15 protein-coding genes, 1 tRNA gene and 2 pseudogenes are annotated in these 19,548 nt (G+C 38.5%); 11 read left to right on the top strand and 7 right to left on the bottom strand.

What is annotated here, in order from left to right; all coding sequences use genetic code 11:
• The 4 genes from NMK50_RS06970 (at position 1) to NMK50_RS06985 (ending at position 6,991) form a co-directional block, all read left to right on the top strand.
• The gene (locus NMK50_RS06970; protein WP_254769877.1) at positions 1-912 is read left to right on the top strand and encodes a DUF58 domain-containing protein; all 912 of its coding nucleotides are present in this window, start codon (positions 1-3) and stop codon (positions 910-912) included.
• On the top strand, positions 909-3,716 hold the full coding sequence (locus NMK50_RS06975; RefSeq protein ID WP_254769878.1) for a DUF4159 domain-containing protein: 2,808 nt from the start codon (positions 909-911) through the stop codon (positions 3,714-3,716). Before NMK50_RS06970 ends, NMK50_RS06975 begins: the two co-directional genes overlap by 4 nt.
• Positions 3,713-5,809, top strand: a complete 2,097-nt coding sequence (locus NMK50_RS06980; RefSeq protein WP_254769879.1) for a hypothetical protein — start codon at positions 3,713-3,715, stop codon at positions 5,807-5,809. Before NMK50_RS06975 ends, NMK50_RS06980 begins: the two co-directional genes overlap by 4 nt.
• Positions 5,810-6,088: 279 nt before the next feature.
• The gene (locus tag NMK50_RS06985) at positions 6,089-6,991 is read left to right on the top strand and encodes a metallophosphoesterase family protein (RefSeq protein WP_254769880.1); all 903 of its coding nucleotides are present in this window, start codon (positions 6,089-6,091) and stop codon (positions 6,989-6,991) included.
• Positions 6,992-7,362: 371 nt separating this feature from the next.
• Here NMK50_RS06985 and NMK50_RS06990 read toward each other — a convergent pair whose 3' ends face one another.
• Complete coding sequence (locus tag NMK50_RS06990; RefSeq protein WP_254769881.1) at positions 7,363-8,271, bottom strand: cation diffusion facilitator family transporter; 909 nt, start codon at positions 8,269-8,271, stop codon at positions 7,363-7,365.
• A 1,087-nt stretch (positions 8,272-9,358) separates the two neighbouring features.
• Here NMK50_RS06990 and NMK50_RS06995 point away from each other — a divergent pair.
• Positions 9,359-9,922 (top strand): annotated as a pseudogene (locus tag NMK50_RS06995) (TrmH family RNA methyltransferase).
• 49 nt (positions 9,923-9,971) lie between these two features.
• On the opposite strand, the gene mnmA reads toward NMK50_RS06995, so the two are convergent.
• The gene (mnmA, locus tag NMK50_RS07000; protein WP_254769882.1) at positions 9,972-11,201 is read right to left on the bottom strand and encodes a tRNA 2-thiouridine(34) synthase MnmA; all 1,230 of its coding nucleotides are present in this window, start codon (positions 11,199-11,201) and stop codon (positions 9,972-9,974) included.
• Positions 11,202-11,205: 4 nt separating this feature from the next.
• Positions 11,206-11,478, bottom strand: coding sequence for a hypothetical protein (locus NMK50_RS07005; protein WP_254769883.1), 273 nt, complete (start codon positions 11,476-11,478; stop codon positions 11,206-11,208).
• Between the two features lie 71 nt (positions 11,479-11,549).
• Between NMK50_RS07005 and sciP the strand changes: the two genes are divergently transcribed.
• Positions 11,550-11,825, top strand: coding sequence for a CtrA inhibitor SciP (gene sciP, locus NMK50_RS07010; protein WP_004863244.1), 276 nt, complete (start codon positions 11,550-11,552; stop codon positions 11,823-11,825).
• Between the two features lie 419 nt (positions 11,826-12,244).
• Here the strand turns inward: sciP and NMK50_RS07015 are convergent, their stop codons facing one another.
• On the bottom strand, positions 12,245-12,631 hold the full coding sequence (locus NMK50_RS07015; RefSeq protein ID WP_254769884.1) for a flagellar export protein FliJ: 387 nt from the start codon (positions 12,629-12,631) through the stop codon (positions 12,245-12,247).
• Between the two features lie 570 nt (positions 12,632-13,201).
• Between NMK50_RS07015 and ctrA the strand changes: the two genes are divergently transcribed.
• Positions 13,202-13,903 carry a response regulator transcription factor CtrA gene (ctrA, locus tag NMK50_RS07020; protein ID WP_254769885.1) on the top strand — a complete coding sequence of 234 codons (702 nt, stop codon included), beginning with the start codon at positions 13,202-13,204 and terminating at the stop codon, positions 13,901-13,903.
• A gap of 214 nt (positions 13,904-14,117) precedes the next feature.
• On the opposite strand, the gene chpT is transcribed toward ctrA, so the two are convergent.
• Positions 14,118-14,759: a histidine phosphotransferase ChpT gene (chpT, locus tag NMK50_RS07025; RefSeq protein WP_254769886.1), complete on the bottom strand. Its 642-nt coding sequence runs from the start codon at positions 14,757-14,759 to the stop codon at positions 14,118-14,120.
• A 212-nt stretch (positions 14,760-14,971) separates the two neighbouring features.
• On the opposite strand from chpT, the gene NMK50_RS07030 reads away from it, so the two are divergent.
• The 3 genes and pseudogenes from NMK50_RS07030 to NMK50_RS07040 form a co-directional block, all read left to right on the top strand.
• Positions 14,972-15,568, top strand: a complete 597-nt coding sequence (locus NMK50_RS07030) for a DUF1134 domain-containing protein (RefSeq protein ID WP_254769887.1) — start codon at positions 14,972-14,974, stop codon at positions 15,566-15,568.
• A 27-nt stretch (positions 15,569-15,595) separates the two neighbouring features.
• Positions 15,596-16,246: a hypothetical protein gene (locus NMK50_RS07035; protein ID WP_254769888.1), complete on the top strand. Its 651-nt coding sequence runs from the start codon at positions 15,596-15,598 to the stop codon at positions 16,244-16,246.
• Positions 16,247-16,508: 262 nt separating this feature from the next.
• Positions 16,509-16,827: pseudogene (locus NMK50_RS07040) on the top strand (Arm DNA-binding domain-containing protein); the annotation flags it as partial.
• Between the two features lie 146 nt (positions 16,828-16,973).
• Here the strand turns inward: NMK50_RS07040 and NMK50_RS07045 are convergent.
• Together NMK50_RS07045 and NMK50_RS07050 are read right to left on the bottom strand one after the other, a co-directional pair.
• Positions 16,974-18,092 (bottom strand): DegT/DnrJ/EryC1/StrS family aminotransferase, encoded by a 1,119-nt coding sequence (locus NMK50_RS07045; protein ID WP_254769890.1) that lies wholly within the window; start codon positions 18,090-18,092, stop codon positions 16,974-16,976.
• Between the two features lie 52 nt (positions 18,093-18,144).
• A complete protein-coding gene (locus NMK50_RS07050) occupies positions 18,145-19,098 on the bottom strand; it encodes a Gfo/Idh/MocA family protein (protein ID WP_254769891.1) in 954 nt (317 codons plus the stop codon).
• A gap of 171 nt (positions 19,099-19,269) precedes the next feature.
• Between NMK50_RS07050 and NMK50_RS07055 the strand changes: the two genes are divergently transcribed.
• Positions 19,270-19,346: transfer RNA gene (locus tag NMK50_RS07055), tRNA-Met, on the top strand.
• Positions 19,347-19,548: the final 202 nt, after the last annotated feature.

The raw sequence follows: 19,548 nt of genomic DNA on the forward strand, positions 1-19,548 counted from the left end.
ATGACTATTGGCAAAAAAATTTCTCCAAAGTCTCCAATATCACTGACGGAAAAACTACAGGAAGATGCAGCAAAAATGCCATATCTTCTTTTACAAGCTCGTAAAATCGCCAATACACTGATCACGGGATGGCATGGGCAACGTAAACGAGGGAGCGGAGAAAGTTTTTGGCAATTTCGCCCCTATATGGAAGGGGAATCCATTACCCGCATTGACTGGCGTCGTTCAGCACGTGATGAACATACCTACCTCCGTGAACAGGAATGGCAAGTAACACAAACAGTTTGGCTATGGCCTGATCAAAGTGCATCCATGCATTATTGTTCGCGTTTTTCCAAAATCGCTAAAAGTGATTATGCCATCATTCTAACCCTTGCATTAGCATCACTTTTTGCACGCAGTGGCGAACATATTGCTATCCCTACTTTAATGCCTCCTACAATGGCAACCAATGTCATAGAACGCATAGCTCTCGCTTTAAAAAATTATCAAAGTGAAAATCCATTTCCAAATTTTTCAACGATTACGCGTTTTTCACACGCCATTATCATAAGCGATTTTCTCGATCATCCTGAAAAGATTATCCGAGATTTAACCCTTTTATCGACAAAACAAGTCTCCGCTCATTTAATTGAAATTGCTGATCCTGCAGAAGAAACCTTTCCCTACAAAGGCCATACAGAGTTTTTTGATCCCGAAACAAAAGAAAAGCATATTTTGGGAAAAGCAGAAGATCTTCGTGAAAACTATTGCCAACTCTACCAAGCAAGGAGAGAACAATTAATAAACTTTTGCGCACGCCAAGGATGGACCTACCATGTGAGTAAAACAAACCAATCTTTTACCCAAACCATTTTGCATCTTGCAAACAAAATTGGGCACTCTCCATCTCACTCTAGGAGGTTGCCTTGAGTTTTGCTTCCCCCCTGCTTTTACTAGGACTCTTGTCTTTACCAATCATTTGGTGGTTGTTGCGCATAACACCGCCATCTCCGCATAAAGAACTCTTTCCTCCTTTGCGTTTTCTTCCAAAACCAACGCACCAACAGGAAACGGCAAACCATACACCCTGGTGGTTACTGTTATTACGTTTAACCATAGCAGCACTCATTATTATCGCTTTAGCGCAACCTATTTGGAATCAAAAACCAATTATCCTCTCCGGCTCTCAACCCCTAGCACTTATTATCGATAATGGATGGGCATCTATAAGAGAATGGAAAAAACGTATTTCTATTGCTGAAAATCTCCTTGCACAAGCAGAAAAACAGCAAAAAAATATCTATTTTCTTGCAACAGCCGAAAATGATAACGCCAATAGAGGTCCTCTTCCGGCAGAAACCATCAAACAACAATTAATGCATTTGCAACCCCGACCATGGCCGGTCAATCGTATACATGCCCTAAAAAAGCTGATTGAAATAAACAAAGGGAAACCTCTTGATATTGCTTACTTAAGTGATGGCTTACAAACAGAGGAAGATGATCAAACTTTCTCTCTTATTGAACAACTTAAACCCAAAACATTTCTATGGTACTTATCTGATATTTCTGATTTAACCGGCATAACAGCTATAGAAAATAACAATGGCGATATGGCCGTACGCGTTATCCGTTCAATAACCCATGGCAAGACTCCCGTCACCTTGAACCTTTATGATGCAAACAATCAACTCCTCAATCGTTTTACGACCAATTTCCCTGAGGGAGAAACAACAACGCTCGTACCTTTTAATGTTCCCCTTGAGCTGCGCAATGACATTGCTTGGATAAAAATGAGCAATCAAGCCCATGCTGCGGCAACCTTCTTAGTAGACAGCCATAACAGGGTGAGTCGTGTTGCTCTTCTCTCACCAAACACGCGTGAAATGGTACAACCTTTGCTCTCTCCATTTTACTATATTATCAAAGCATTACAAGGCCATACACAACTTATAACAGCCGATGGAAGCGAACTTTCTACCGATCTTGATCACTTACTCAAACAAAATCCTTCTGTTTTCATTATGGGTGACATTGTCAACATGTCAAAAGAAGCTGAAAACAAACTCTCTGACTTTGTCAATAAAGGAGGAACACTCATCCGCTTTGCGGGAGAAAATCTGAGTACTGCAGAACATTACGATAGTCTGCTTCCGGTGCCGCTTCGTCATGGCAAGCGTTCACTTGGGAGTATTATGTCTTGGACGAAACCACAAAAACTTGCGCCATTTGCAAAAAATAGCTTATTCTTTAATCTTCCTTTTCCAGAAGATGTCACTGTCTCACGCCAAATCTTAGCAGAACCAAGCCCAGATCTTTTTGAAAAAACATGGCTTAGTCTTTCTGATGGAACCCCCCTTATTACAGCGTCTAAACGTGGCAAAGGAACACTCATTCTGATTCATATTGCGCCAGATCCCACATGGTCAAATCTTCCTCTTTCTGGCTTTTTTGCGCAAATGTTGCAAAAATTGATCACCTTGAGCGCCTATAAAGACGCAAATCCAACACCCATAAAAGAAAAAACAACAATACAAAAGCCTTGGCGAACAATGACCGCTGATGGAAAACTACAAATACCTCCTCCTTATGTTGTCTCACTGGTCCTTGAGAACCAAAATCCACCTTCTCCCTCCTCTCTTACTCCTCCTGGGCTTTATGGTGTAAAAAATAATTTTTATGCCCTTAATCTCTTAAACCCTTCATCACATTTGAAGAAACAATCATCGTTATCATCCTCCTTAAAAGAAAGTCCTCTCTCTTACGATACAAAAGAACAACACTTTATTGGTCCACTGTTAGGATTAGCCGTCTTATTATTCGCCTTTGACAATTTTCTTATGTTATGGAGGGGAAGCGCTTTTTCTTTTAACCGGCGGCGTAATATACTGCTTCTCTTATCCCTTGTAATAAGTCTCATTACCTTTTTTCTCTATAGCGCAATTGTGCATGCACAAGGGACAGAAAATAACGATGAAACGATAATACAAGCAGCGGGTGCAACACACCTTGCTTACGTTGTGACACATAACCATGAAATTGACACAACGAGCAGGAGTTGTCTAGAAGCACTCAACCAATTTATCGCAGAACGGACAATGCTCTCGCCAAGTTCTGTAAGAGCTCTTGATCTCGATAAAGATGAACTCGCTTTCTATCCTCTGATTTACTGGCCCATTGATGCGAATAGTCCTTTACCAACACCAAAGAGCCTAGAAAAAATCAATAACTTTATGAAACACGGAGGCACAATTCTCTTTGACACACGCGATCAAATAAACGCCAACCTTAATCTTGAAGGTGCGGCGACTCCAGAGACACAAAGATTACGAACCATCTTAAAAGGATTAAATATCCCCGCTATTGAACCCGCTTCAACGGATCATGTGATTGCGCGTTCTTTTTATATTATGCCGGATTTTCCCGGTCTCTACCGTGGTTCACCTTTGTGGGTTGAATCATCCTCAACCAATAAAAAAGCAAACAATTCTCAAAGCTTTGGTGATAATGTAAGTTCTCTCCTGATTACCGGAAATAACTTTGCTGGGGCTTGGGCACTCGATAAAAAAGGCATGTGGAAATACCCCCTTATTCCCAATGATCCAATGCAACGCCTCTGGGCATTTCGTGCAGGATTAAATATAGTTATCTACGTCCTTACAGGAAACTATAAAGCTGACCAAGTTCATGTTCCAGCACTTTTAGAACGCTTTAAGCGAGAAAGAAAGCAATGATACCATTCTTTACTTTTCAGCCTTTCTTGCCTCTCTCTTGGATTCTCTCCTTAGGAGGAATATCGGCTTGTTTTGTCATTATTGGTCTTGTTACACAACGTAAAGGATCTTTCTTGCGCCTTATGGCATTGGCATCTCTCATCCTTGCTTTGCTTAATCCAATGATTATAAAAGAGCAGCGTGAACCGCTTAAAAGTACGGTAGGCATTGTCATTGATCGCAGCAAAAGCCAAACATTTGGCACACGTACCAATGATAGTCATGAAGCACGTGCGCAATTAATCAATGCCTTGGCAAATTATCCACAATTTGAACCACGTTTTATCGAAGCTGGAAAACTTGCTGATAATCAATATACAGCCTCAACAAATTTGTTTCATGCTTTAACACAAGCGACATCTGATATCCCACCCTCTCGTTATGCAGGGACAATTTTTATCACCGATGGACAAGTTCATGATATTCCTCCCATTGCAGATCTTCACTCTACAGCACCTATCAACGCTCTGATAACAGGAAGATCTGATGAATTTGATCGGCAAATCAAAATTATTTCTCCCCCTCGTTTTGCTCTTATTAACAAACCACAGATGCTTTCTATCCTAGTAGAAGATAAAGGACACAGCCAAGACACTCTCCCTAAGAAAGCAAATATTATTGTAAGCATCAATGGACAAGAAGTTGGTCAATATTCTGTAACCCCTGGTATCATTTTTCAAACTGAAATCACCCTTCCGCACGCTGAAAAAAATATTATTCAAGTCTCCACCAATATACATAAAGGCGAATTAAGCTTTGAAAACAACCGTTCTATGGCTATTATTGAAGGCATTAGAGAAAGTTTGCATGTCCTTCTTATTTCAGGTGCACCTTACAATGGGGAACGGACATGGCGCGATCTTCTGAAAGGTGACTCTAATATAGATCTTGTTCATTTTACTATTTTGCGTCCTCCCAACAAAGCGGATAATACACCATCAAGCCAATTATCACTTGTGGTTTTCCCTACAAAAAGACTTTTTGTTGAAGAAATTGATAATTTTGATCTCGTCATTCTTGATGGCTATCAACATTCTGCTGTTCTGCCATTAATCTATTATGATTATATCGCGCAGTATGTACAAAAGGGCGGTGCGTTGCTGATCGTAACAGGACCTGAATTTACTAAAGAAAATTCGCTTGCAAAGACACCTTTAATAAGCGTTCTTCCAGCATTACCCAATGGCATTATCCTTCAAAAACCTTTTCGCCCCACATTAACCAAACAAGGTGAACGTCATCCTGTAACCAGAGATCTTGCAACCTCCACCACTCCAGCCTCTCAATGGGGACGCTGGTTACGACAAATTGCCATTCAAAATATGCACAAAGGCAAGGTTCTCATGAAAGGTGCTGATGATCAACCGCTTTTGCTTCTTTCCCATGTTGGCAAAGGACGTGTGGGTATGCTGCTTTCCGATGAAAGTTGGCTTTGGGCAAGAGGTTTTGAGGGTGGAGGTCCTTATGCTGCTCTTTATCGCCGCATTGCCCATTGGCTTATGAAAGAACCTGAACTTGAAGAGGAAAAGTTAAGCGCTACTAGCAATCATTATCGTTTAACCGTTCGTCGCCAAACACTCAAAGATCATCCAGAGCCAGCGGAAATAACTTTTCCTTCTGGAAAAAGAGAAAATATCACCCTTACAAAAGAGCAAGAAGGTGTCTTTACAGCCGCGATTGATACCAATGAAACAGGAATTTTTACGATAAAAAACGATAATTTAACAGCCTTTTCTGCTGTAGGAATGCTTGATAATCTGGAACGGTTTGACTTAATTTCAACGAAAGAAAAACTAGCTCCCATCAGTCAACACACTGGAGGTTATACCGTACGTTTATATGACAACGAAAAACAAGGTCTTCATCTTCCTCCATTAAAACTGATTCAATCGCAAAAAGACCGCGCACCTTCTCGTGCCCCTTCAATTGTTTTAAAAGAAGCAACAGAAACCCGTTTAATGAATTCTTTCTATTTTCCGGTCTTTTCTGGTCTCTTTGCACTGTTTGCATGCCTTTTACTATTGAACAGTCTGTGGTATCGTGAAGGACGTTAAAAAAACCAAAGATTATATGACAATTTTACAAGACAGCACACGCTACGCAACATTACTCCCCAATAAAATAAAGAATAATATGATGGGGTATGCTGTCTTGTTTTATTCAAAACCAATAAGTATCAATTTCCAAAAACTTTTCTTACCTTTTCGGCAAATCGTTTTTTTTTATTTTATAATCCTCTCTTGCCTCAAAAAAATGGACACGCAATAGCTGAGGAAGTTCTTATAATGGCAACTCTTATACTCTTTTGTATTGCCTAAATCGTTTTCCGCGCTATGCTAACGCCTATGTTTTATCTCGCTCATATATCGGATGTGCATCTTTCCCCCCTACCACAACCTTCTTTATTTGAACTGTGTGGAAAGCGTCTTACTGGCTATCTTAATTGGCAAAAAAAACGCAAACACAAAATGGAAACCAATGTTTTAGAAACTTTAATGGAAGCCTTTAAAAAAACAAATCCAGACCATCTTGTCATTTCTGGTGATCTTGTTAATCTTGCTCTCGATAAAGAATTTGAACAAGCACACACTTGGTTGCTTAACCAAGGACAACCTCAAGACATTTCTTTAACATTTGGCAATCATGACGCCTACGTTCGTGGTGCATTCCAAAAAGCCTGTACTCTCTTTCAACCTTGGATTACAGGTGATTTCCCTCAAAATCCTGCCCTGCCCTTTCCTTATATGCGCATTCGCAAGAATGTTGCCATTATAGGAACTTCCTCAGCTATTGCGACACCACCTTTTCAAGCTTTTGGTTATTTTGGCAAAAGACAAGCGCAAGCTTTATCAAAACTTTTAAATGAGGCTGCGACACGCAATCTTTTTCGTGTTGTCATGATACATCATCCCCCCTTTCACCATGCAACCGCTTGGCATAAAAAACTATGGGGCATCAATCGTTTTCTAGACGTTATCAAACACCATGGTTGTGAACTCGTTCTTCACGGCCATACCCATCTCCCCACATTGCACACTATTACAGGAACAATGGGATCAATTCCTATTGTTGGTGTTTCTTCTGCATCGCAAGCTTTTGATGATAAAAAACCACCGGCAGGCTTCAATTTATTTGCTATTGAAAGCTTTCACCATCGATGGCGCTGCCAATTGCAACGTTATAGCCTTATCAATCAAAACAATGAAATTGCCTGTACAGAAACAATTAATCTTTAAACACGTGCTAACAACAACCTCAAAACTGCAAAAACAGCAAAAAACAAAAATCTCTTTACTTCATACCCCTTTAAATAATAGCTTTGTTTTCTCCTTATTCTAAGGAAAACAAATCTTAACCACTAATCTCATAAGAAATCCCATTTCTCTTGGGATTATTTCCCCCCCTCGATCAGTGTTGTGATTCATATCACAAACTCACTGAAAAAGTCCGGATAAAAAATATTCCGTTGAACTTTATTTTTCTATGCTTAATTGATGCAATGAAACTGAGATCAGATGTAAACGATCACTGTATTTTATAGGATGAGGGTACTTTATATCATCAAAAAATACAATATTTTACAATATCAAATAATTGAGAAAAATTTTTATATAAAAGGAACAACCGTTGTACCGAGAGGCAACTTCGCCTCCTCTTCCGGCTCAACATGAATAGAAATGCGCACATTATCAAATTCTTTTTGCAGAACAGCTTCAATTTTATCGCAAATCTGATGTGCTTCTCCAACCGACATTACGGCAGGTACAACCAAATGAAATTCTATAAAAGTCACCCTACCAGCAACACGCGTAAGCAAATCATGAACTTCAAGTGCACCCTGCGCATTTGCAGAAATAAGCTCACGAATCCGCATCGTTTCATTCAATTCAACTCCAACATCCATAAGCCCTTGAACGGCACTATTAATCACCTTCCAGCCCTGAAAAAGAATATTAATGGCAACAATGATTGCTAAAATCGGATCCAAGATCTCCCATCCCCCTATAAATCCAGCAATCAAACCAACTAAAATGGCAAAAGAGGTAAAAACATCCGTTATAAAATGCACCCCATCGGCTTTAAGAGCTGGTGAACGGTGGATTTTTCCCTGCCGAATCAGCACAAATCCCCACAGGGAATTTATGACACTTGCGCTAAGATGCATAACGATCCATATTCCAGGTTTTTGCAACAATTTAACGGTCGAAAGAGCGATCCATGCTTCTCTTAAAATAATCATTGCCGCAATAATGATCAGGATTCCTTCAAGAATCGCAGAAAAATATTCCGCTTTATGATGTCCAAAAGGATGATCATGATCCGCCGGCTTCATACTGACTTTAACAGCCCACCACGCAGCCAATGCGGCAAGTATATTAACAATCGATTCCAATGCATCTGAATAAAGTGCAACCGAATTAGTAATATAATATGCCCAATACTTCAAAGCAAAAACAATACAAGCAACAAAAATAGAGTATAAAGTTAAGCTTTGTATATTGATTTTTACAGCCATATCTAGACCCTTGTCTTAACGCAATAAGGAAAAATACTCTCACCCATATATCCCTCTCACCCATATATCCTATGATATTTTTGAAATCCCGCCAATATTTCTTCAATGTCATAGAAACACCACAATATATCGAACAACCAGCACAATCCATCATTGTTATTACAACAACTGTCCAGCTATAGGATAGACATTGACAAATAAAATAATGCCGATACGGCACAAACAAGAAAAATAAATCCTCAAGGAAATAAAGTGCATATCCCTGATCATCCATATTTTTTGAAACGCATAATGATGCTACATCCCTATAGATGCTCCGTCCTTATAACTGAGAGAATACCTGTTATTTTTTTCAAAGAGATCATATTTTCATACCATAATTCAATCTTTTATGCACATTAAACCAATCGATATACCAGCATAAACGCGCACAGCTAGAAAAACACGGATCATTCTCCTTGCAACCCATACCGTAACGGTATCAAAAAATATGCCTGCTAAAACAACACGCATCTTCAAAAACAAAGAAAAAACACGATGATCCCCACAAAAAAAGAATCTGGGCATTGGGGACCCAGATTCTTTTCCCTTACAAATTAAGGGTGTGTAGAGCTTAGGAAATAGCGGGGACCTAAAACTCTACAACCGATACGAAAACAACATAGATTGTTTTGCATTCGATATTTGTACTTTATACCTATAGTTGCAACATGTCAACCAAAATTCTACCATAGGTTTTAAAATAATGAATTTTTTTGCCTCTCTTATCAAAATCAAGTAAACACTTAACATCTCGTAATTTAGTAAAAAGAGTACGAAGACCCCCTTTATGCATTTGAATATTACACCAATCTACCAAACGGATGATACACGTCTGAGCGATTATTATAACATTCGTGAAAGAAATCTTGTAGGACAACAACATAAATTTATTGCTGAAGGCAAAGTAATATTATCGGCATTGCTCTATTCGAAAGATTTTTTTGCTCTCTCATTGCTCATAGTAACAGAACGTCTTCCTGGACTTATGCCTCTTTTAGAGAAGACACAACCAGCATGTTCCATTTATTGCGTTCCGCAAAAAATTATGAACAATATTGTCGGTTTCCATGTTCATCGTGGTATACTCGGTGTCAGTAAACGCAAAACACTACCATCACTACAACAATTTTTACAAGATTTACCAGGAGAAGCTTTGATTCTCGTTTTATGCGGTATTTCTAACCATGATAATATAGGGGCTATTTTTCGCAACGCTGCTGCCTTTGCTAGTAATAGCATTATTATCGACAAAACCTCATGCGATCCACTTTACCGCAAATCCATCAGAGTTTCTGTTAGCGCTGCTCTAAAAGTCCCCCTATACACAAGAAGCTGATAATAGTAGTATTCTAGAAACGCTCCATGGTGCAAATTTTCATACTTATGCACTTTTTCCCCCTCTGTCCGATGTACAACACTCAAGCAAGCAAAAACAACAAAAAGAACAGCGCTTATTTTAGGAACAGAAGGTGATGGCCTGCCAACCGATATACTACAAAGATCAGAAACCTTACGTATTCTCATGGCTCAGGGCTTTGACAGTCTCAATGTTTCCACTGCAACAGGCATTGCACTCGCCCATTTTAGCGATTTTGATAAACTTTGCTAAAAGGAATAATATTTTAAGTTATAAAACAATGCCCATAAGCAGATCATTATCATTTATAAGAAACGGTTGTTTTAAGTTCAGAAGAAACATCTGTATTTGTTTCCAAATTGCACAAAACACGTTTTAACATCCCTTCAGTATCAGCAGCACGTTGTGAATGTGTTACGAATCCACCACCAAGAATACGTGCTTCATGATCATTTCCATCGTAAAAAACACAAGCCTGCCCTGGTGCCACAGCATTTTCACGTTCCAACAAATCAACAGAAAAAACACCTTCGTGATAATGCAAACGCGCCAGATGAGGGGGGCGAGTTGAACGAACTTTTACAGCCATCTCAATACCATCAGGAGGAAAATGATCCAACGGCTCATCACCTAACCAATTGACATCACGCAAAAAGAGTTTACGTGTTTCCAACATTTCACGCGGCCCAACAATAACACGCGCATTTTCCACATCAAGATAAACCACATAAAGCGCTTCACCCGTTGCAACACCAATACCACGACGTTGACCAACAGTATAATGAACAATTCCCGAATGTTTGCCCAAGATCTGTCCATCGATATGCATAATAACTCCAGGATTTGCTGCTTCTGGTCGCAATTTTGTAATAACATCAGAATATTTTCCTTGCGGAACAAAACAAATATCCTGACTGTCATGCTTATTCGCAATAACAAAGCCCATTTCTGCTGCTATTTCACGAACACGTGCTTTTGGAAGGTTTCCAAGTGGAAAGCGTAAATAATCAATCTGCTCTTGCGTCGTTGCGAAAAGAAAATAACTCTGATCACGATCGTTATCGAGCGGACGAAAAAGTGCCCGATGCGCACCATGGGGACGAGAACGAATATAATGACCCGTCGCCAAAGCATCCGCACCTAATTCACGTGCAGTTGCTAATAAATCAGCGAACTTGACAGTTTGATTGCACGCGACACACGGCACAGGGGTCTCTCCATGCGCATAACTTTCTGCAAAAGGATCAATCACTGCTTCGCGAAACCGTTTTTCATAATCAAGAACATAATAAGGTATCCCCAAAGTTTCTGCTACACGGCGAGCATCTTCAATATCTTGTCCAGCACAACACGACCCTACTCGATGTGTTGCGGCACCATGATCATAAAGCTGCAAGGTAATCCCAATGACATCATACCCTTCCCTTTTTAAGAGACCCGCAACAACTGATGAATCAACACCCCCCGACATTGCAACAACAATACGAGAATTATCAGGTGGTCCTGGCAAATCAAGACTGTTCAAAAACATGTACTTATTCTCTAATAATAGTCATCGATTGATTAATGGCGTTACACACGCTATCTATTGTCTCTTTATATTGTTTTTTTATTCTTTCCACAACCAATAGCATGATTTTCTTTACAGCAACTGCAAACAAAAAAGAGTGATGGAAATAAGGCACAATGAAAATCCTTTTTACTCTTAAAAAAAACACCGATAAAAACACTATAAAAAGCGCTTTTCCGCATTTCACTTTGCACGTTATTTTTACATAGTAACTTACTTTGTTAATTTTTTCTTTCAACGTGTTTAGCTCTTTTTTAAATTTCATGCTTTAAAAAAGAATCAAGTCCTTGACTAGAGTTAGAGGATACGATGACCAATTTGATAAAAACACAAATGAAATATGTTATTGGGCCAGATGGAAGTCCACTTACAATCGCTGATCTACCGCCAAAAACGACACGGCGCTGGGTAATCCGTCGCAAAGCGGAAGTTGTTGCGGCGGTTAGAGGTGGATTGTTAAGTCTTGATGAGGCGTGTCAACGCTACACTTTAACCGTAGAAGAATTTCTTTCATGGCAAAGTTTGATTGATGAACACGGTTTAGCTGGATTACGAACGACCAGAATCCAACATTACAGGCATTAATTGTTCTTGGTAATGATTGGGTAATAACGACCCTCCATAAAACAGCCAAACTTTTATCAAGTTTGGCTGTTTTATGTGTTTCAAAGCCTCTAACACCACCATCTTTACACTTATGAAGGGACAAGTCGGCCCCATCAATACTCTTTGCCAGCCCCCAATATCGCAATGGCTCTTAGTATTGAGACGATTCATTAAGAGGCATTTTTACTTCTTTTTTTAAAGTTTTTACCCACACGAATCCCGCTTATGACGTGCATAAATGATTATGATTGATTCAAGATAAAAGGACTTAAGATGAGAGAATCTTACAATATTCGGGGATCTCATTCAACATGCAAAAGATGAATTATCATTATAAATCAATGTATTGCTAGCATACAACTTTCTCAAAGGCTTTCTTTGTCAAACTATAGCCTTTATCATCCCGTCATTGAGTTAGAATGAATGAAAAGACCCTCGTCATCTACTGCGCTCTTCTTTTCCCGTTTCTCAAGAAGCTGTGCGTGTTGTAGCTCCGTATTAACTTCATGGAGAGTCATTTCAGCATTTGTTTTTTGAGTCTGCAGATCACGAATCGAATTTATAAGATTATCACGCCTTTGCCGCGCAGCACGAGCAAAGGCAGAATAAGCAAAATGGTGAACATCATTGTTTCCAGATCTACGTTCTTCGTTAATAATTTGCGCTTCCAGTTCTAACACCATTCGCTCAAATTCTGCGATCATCATATCAAGCTGTGCAATTTCACGACGTTTTTCACGCGCCTGAAACATCCTCAATTGCATTATACTTTTCCGTGGCTTCATGCTTACTACTCCTCGATTACGCCAACTCAAAACTTCCATTCATACTTTTACAGATCCCCTCAGTTATACCCTTTCTAACGAAAACAGCCATTTTTCATTTACAATTCTATCGCTCATCTTCTCTAAGCGTCCTTGCACATCGCTTATTTTAAAGAGATATAACTCTTTCTTTACTTTTCCTCTAAACTATAGAACTATAGAATGAAGAGATTTAAAGCTCGGTAAATAAACACTGAAATTGTAAAAACTACTTTAAAAGAATCTTCTATAAGGTGTTTTTTAAAATTAAAGTAAGGAAGAGGAACAAACTTTTTCTTTTTTGATTTGTTAAAAATATGTGATTTTTCTCAAATAATTTTATAACCTCTTTCAAAAATAAAAATATTTTGTTAACCACTATCATAGATAGTGGGAGACGCAGTGGTGATTGTTACGCGTACCGCTGAAATATTCATAGACACTTTTATTTTAAGTGTTTGATTTCATGAATTGTTTTTATAACAGCCGTTTACCAGCTGTTAAAACAAAAGTGCTCCTTTTGATTCGGAGGGGCAAAGTGAGGGATCTAAAATGCGCGTTTTATTAATTGAAGATGATAAAGCGATGACTCAAAGCATTGAGTTAATGTTAAAGTCGGCAAACTTTAATGTCTATATCACCGATCTCGGTGAAGAAGGTGTCGATTTAGGGAAGCTTTATGATTATGATATCATTTTGCTTGATTTAAATCTTCCTGATATGTCCGGATATGATGTTTTGCGGACTCTACGATTAGCAAAGATAAAGACTCCTGTTCTCATTCTTTCTGGTATGAATGCCATTGAAGATAAGGTCCGTGGCTTTGGCTTTGGTGCGGATGATTATATGACGAAGCCCTTCCATAAGGATGAGCTTATTGCACGTATTCATGCGGTTGTTCGTCGCTCTAAGGGGCATGCACAATCGGTGATCGTTACAGGCGATCTCACCGTCAACCTTGATGCAAAAACAGTCGAAGTTGCGGGGCATCCCGTTCATTTAACTGGTAAAGAATATCAGATGCTAGAGCTTCTCTCTCTACGCAAAGGCACGACACTCACCAAGGAAATGTTTCTTAATCATCTCTATGGTGGAATGGATGAACCAGAACTTAAAATTATCGACGTGTTTATCTGTAAACTCCGGAAGAAATTAGAAGCAATCTCTTCTCATGTAAACTACATTGATACAGTTTGGGGACGTGGTTACGTTTTACGTGATCCAGTTGAAGAAAACGTACGTAAAACCGCTTAAGCAGTAAAAATGCACATTGTAAAATCTCGGAATGTAGCGGGCCGAGATTTTTTCTCTGTTGCAATAAAAGGTTTGTATATGAAAAAATCTCTTATATATAAGAACGCTTAAAGCTCAGAAAAACAAATATCCCTCTTTACGGGTGTAACCCGATTGCTTACAAATACATCTAAACTTTCTTTTTTTGACATAACTTAAACGTCTCTATCTTATTTTATTCAAAGCTTTTTACAGTATCCAAAATAATACAATTTTCAGTTTCATCAATATTAATTTGCATATCTGTCATCTCAGCAAGCAACACTGTATAATAAAATTGGATAGCATGAGCATCGATATCTTTTTCTTGAGTTTCTCTCTTATAAAATGCCATAAAATGAGGAGGAATACGTAGAGATTTACCGGAAATTTTAAAGCGAAAAGAGCGTTTTTTTTCGTCCTGTAAAATCATAACAATGATTTCTCCTCCACGAGAAGCTGTTGCATTTGCAATCAATAACAAATTAAGCAAAAGTTTAACTTCATTTTTTGGTAAAAGCCAAGAAGGAGCTTGCCAATTTAAAATTGCTTTTTCTTCCTTCATATATTGTTGCGCAACCTGCTCAGCAGAACGTGTTTCTATTTTTTCCCCATTTGCTCCTGAAAAACCAAAAGCCAATCGCGCAAATTGTAGACGTGCGCAAGCACTGGCAACGGACCAACGCACCAATTGCAAAGCATCTTCTTCAGCCCCCCCTTCATCGTAAAGTTCCATCGCATTTTGAATAGCACCAACAGGTGAAACCAAATCATGGCAAATACGGCTACAAAGCAAAGCAGCAAGATCGGCAGGCTTCAAAGAAACAGCTAACGTCATAATTTTGAGAACTCCAAGAATTTAAAAATCAACTTCATTTTAAAGAAAAATTCTTAACATCCAATGCATAGATAGAATTTTAAAAATCATGCTAAAGAATTTTTTAAAAAAGATTCAATAGTTTAAATAATCTCATATCTTATTTTTTATTTGAATAGAATGAAAATACTAATATTATCTTTTTGTTTGTAACCAATAAAAGGAAAAATTTTATGTCTCTCTCTCTTCTAACACGCTGGTACAAAAAGATTGTATCTATCATCTTCCTTTTATTCGTCATCATTAATAGTGCAAATGCTCAACTTCAATCAATAGAACAAAACGAACCTCATTATTCATTGCAAGAAATTATTGATTCTGGTCATAGTTTTTTTGGAAAAACGGCTAGCAGTATAGCAATAGCCATTCAAAACATTTTTTCACAATATGGTTATCCAAATGCTTATATTTTAGGGGAAGAAGCTTCTGGTGCTTTTTTTGCTGGATTAACCTATGGCGAAGGAACACTTTTTAGCAAAAACTATGGTCAGCACAAAGTTTTTTGGCAAGGCCCCTCTGTGGGATGGGATTTTGGTGGACAAGGTTCTCGTTTAATGATCTTAGTTTATGATCTCAATCATATAAATAATTTATGGGGACGCTATGGTGGTCTTTCTGGTTCGGCCTATTTAATTGGAGGTGTTGGTTTTCATGTCCTCAAACGCCACAATGTTTTGTTAGTTCCGATACGAACAGGAATTGGTGCACGTCTTGGCATCAATGTAGGATATTTAAAATTAACACCGAAACCAACATGGAACCCATTTTAAAACAAACCCTTATTGAAAAGAGGATTTATGCTTATCCAATCGTTTCTCTTTTTTATTTTTGGAGTTGCTTGCACTTCGTGGTTACTCGTGCTTTTTTCTCCTCTTATTTGGCGCAAAGTCATTCACTTTGCGCATAAATATGCTACTGTACAAATTCCATTATCGCACATTGAAATACAAGCAAACTATGATTTTCTTTGTGCAAAACATGCTGTAGAACGGACCCGGAATGAGCAAAAATACGACTCTTTGCAAAAAAAATATGCTCAACAGAAAATACAACTTAGCCAAATAACCGAACAGTTTTATCAATTATGTCTTCCCACGCAAGACATATCCTCCTCCCCACAAGAAACACTCGCAACCGAACAAAATGTTGTCGCATCAAACACTTTCATCATGGACATCCAAACTATGCGTGAAAAAATCGTACATTATCAGCAACTTTTACAAAAAATTCAAACCAATACGCTTGACACCACAACAAACAGCCAACTCTTGGATGAATTGCGTGAAGAAACAAAGGAATTAGCAGCAATATTAGCAGCTCAAATAGCATTACAAGAGGGTAAAGCGTCCCCAATCAACATATTGATCCAAAATTCTAAAAGCAAAAACAATCTAGCATCACGTATTCGCGAAAAGATAACCTCCAGCAAAAAAACACCCCTTACATAAATTTCCTTAAAAATAACTGAAGTCAATATGCTGATATTCTCATTATTAAACTGTAAAAATGTTAGATAATGCATTGTTTATAATGTTAGATAATGCATTGTTTATAATGATAATTAATCGTTTTACGTGTTGGGTTAGCCTCCGAATATTGTAAGATTCTCTCATCTTAAGTTCTTTTATGTTCAATCAATCATAATCATTTATTTGTACATCATAAGTGGGGCTATCGTGTAGGCAAAAAAACTCTAAAAAAGGAGGTAAAATGCTTCTTATGAATCGTCTCAATACCAAGGGTTGTCGCAACATTGGGGGCTAACAAAGAGTATGATGGCGCCAGCTTGTACCTTCATAAGCGTAAAGATGGTTGTGCTCAATGGCTTTATCGCTATACCATTCACGGACACCATCATGAAATGGGCTTTGGTGCTTTAAGAAATGTCTTAAAGCAAGCACGTGAATTGGCAACCCAATGGCGTTCTGTTTTGCATGAGGGGCGTTCTGTTTTGCATGAGGGCCGTGCCTCCATTAAAGAACATGACAAACAAAAGCGTGAGGCAATGCGTAATCTGCATTATTTAAAAAGACATCTTTGCAAAGTAAGCTGTTCTGTCTTAACAGAAAATCTAATGTTGACATTATTTTGAAATGACAAATCAAAAGTCTTTTCCAAGAAGAGAATTAAAAATGAAACTCTCTATTAAACAGTTTTAAGAATAAAATCATTCCCTTAAGAATGATAAAAATCCCTGATTTGCTGGATAATCATATCTTGATCCGTTGTCGTTAAATAAGGATACATTGGTAAACTTAAAACACAATTTCCCAAAGACTCAGAAACAGAAAGAGAATTTTTTACATAAGGAAAGTGTTTATAAGCTCGCTGTTGATGCAATGGAGTCGTGTAATAAACCATTGTCGGAATCGATTTCTTTTGTAAATATTCCTTTAATTTATCACGCTCTTCTCCCTTAATAGTGTATTGTGCATAAGCACAACGCACATTATCTTCCACGTCTGGAACTGTGACAACATCTCTTAAACCATCGGAATAACGTCGAGCAATTGCCACGCGCTTTTCCATCTCATCTTCAAAGATCACAAGCTTTTCTAGCAAAATCGCAGCCTGAAGAGTATCTAAACGTGAATTCATACCGATACGCACATTATCATATTGGGTTTCACCTTTACCATGAAACAAAATAGACCGTAAAAGTGCTGCCAAATTATCATCATTGGTCATCATAGCGCCTCCATCGCCATAACACCCCAAAGGTTTTGCGGGATAAAAACTTGTGGCAGCAACATTACCAAAAGCCCCACACATAATATTACCGCTTTTTCCCCCCATAGATTGAGCAGCATCTTCAATAACAAAAAGATTTTCCTGTACAGCTATTTTAGCAATTTCTATATAATCAGCAGGAAGACCAAACAAATCAACAGCAATAATTGCCTTTGGTTTTAGACGTCCCTCTTTTTTAATCATTTCTATTGCTTCACGAAGTTTCTCAACATCAATATTAAATGTATCAGGAAGGACGTCAACAAAAACAGGCTCGGCTCCAACTAAAGCGACAACTTCAGCAGTTGCACAAAATGTAAAGCTAGGACAAAAAACAGCATCACCTGGACCAATATTTCGGGCCATAAGAGGCATTTTCAAGGCATCAGTGCCATTGGCGCAAGCAATCACATGTTTAACGCCAAGATACTCTGCCAACCGCTCTTCAAACTCTGTTACTTTTGGCCCCAAAATATACTGACCACTGGCAACTACATGTGCAATTGTAGAATTAATTTTGTCTTCAATACGCGCACGCTGCGCCCTAAGGTCGATAAATTGCATATTAACTCCATTGATAACATAACAATGCAAAAATACTACTGATCTCTTTTATTTAAGAATGACTGACACTAGCAGCCGTTAAAATGCGTAAAACAGCAAGAGCATCATCACCATTTGTGCGAGGCAATTGACGCGTCTCAATACAATGAAGAAAGTGTTGCAATTCACAAGTAAGCGGCAAATTTTCACAAACATCAATATAATTCAACGCATCCGTGTTAAAAGCCCATTCTTTATTCTGCTTCCAAACAGCAAAACGCTGCAATGCCAATTTACGGTTCCATGGTTTCATATCATCAAAAACCAGCATCGCCTTTGTACCCACAACAGTTAAACGCCTTTCACGATAAGGGCTAAAACGTGAAGTAAACAAGTGACTCCGTATACCATTTGGAAAAATCATATGAACATGAGCAAAATCAGAAAGCTGGTTAATGACAGAAGCCCCCTCACCACGAACCTCAGAAGGTTCACATCCTGTCAAAGCCAAAATCATTGAAAGATCATGAGGCGCAAGATCCCATAAAGCATCGCTCTGTGTATGAAATTTTCCAAAACCTAATCGATGAGAGTAGATATAGCGTATCTCACCCAGCTCTCCCTCTTCTACCAATTCACACATTTTTTCAAAAGCCGGATGAAATCGCAAAATATGCCCCACCATAAAAACTCGTCCGTATTCACCAGCAAGCTGAACTTGATGCTCAGCATCTGCTACGTTTAAAGCAATTGGTTTTTCAACCAACACATCCTTATCATTCTTAAGAGCACACAACGCATTTTCCGTATGAAATTGTGGCGGTAACGCCAATACCAGTGCATCAATATCTTCATGAGTAAAAAGATCTCCAGGTGCAACAAGGTCCACGCCATACATATTTGCAAAACTTGCAGCACGCTCAATATTCATATCAGAAACCGCTACTAAAGCGCCAAGTCCGTGGAGTGTTCGTATATGATTTTCACCCCAATGACCACATCCTAAAACCGCTACACGTGCCAACATCTTTATACCTTACCTGCTCATTTATATAAAAAAAGATATTACCACTCACTCCATATCGGGGATAAAATAGAATGACAAGTAAAAAGCTTAAAAACGATGCTTGACATCTTACTATTCTACCTCTTATATCCGCAAGAGATGGGAGAATTTACAATTGTATTTATTAGTTTTGGCGGAGTAGCTCAGTAGGTTAGAGCAGAGGAATCATAATCCTTGTGTCGGGGGTTCAAATCCCTCCTCCGCTACCATTCTCTTATTCGAAATGTAGCTTGCCACTAGGTTTTGCACAATTTGACCACTAGGTTTTGCAGCAATTCATTTTTTTCAAAGGTCTTTTTAGACGATTCTCAAAGAAGTTTTAAGAGGTGTTTAGAGCCTCTTTCATGAGTCTTATTTTTCTCTACCCAGAATCACAATTTGAGATGATTCATCTCTTCCAATAACCCCATT

Origin of the sequence: Bartonella harrusi (assembly GCF_024297065.1) — a bacterium.
GTDB lineage: Bacteria > Pseudomonadota > Alphaproteobacteria > Rhizobiales > Rhizobiaceae > Bartonella > Bartonella harrusi.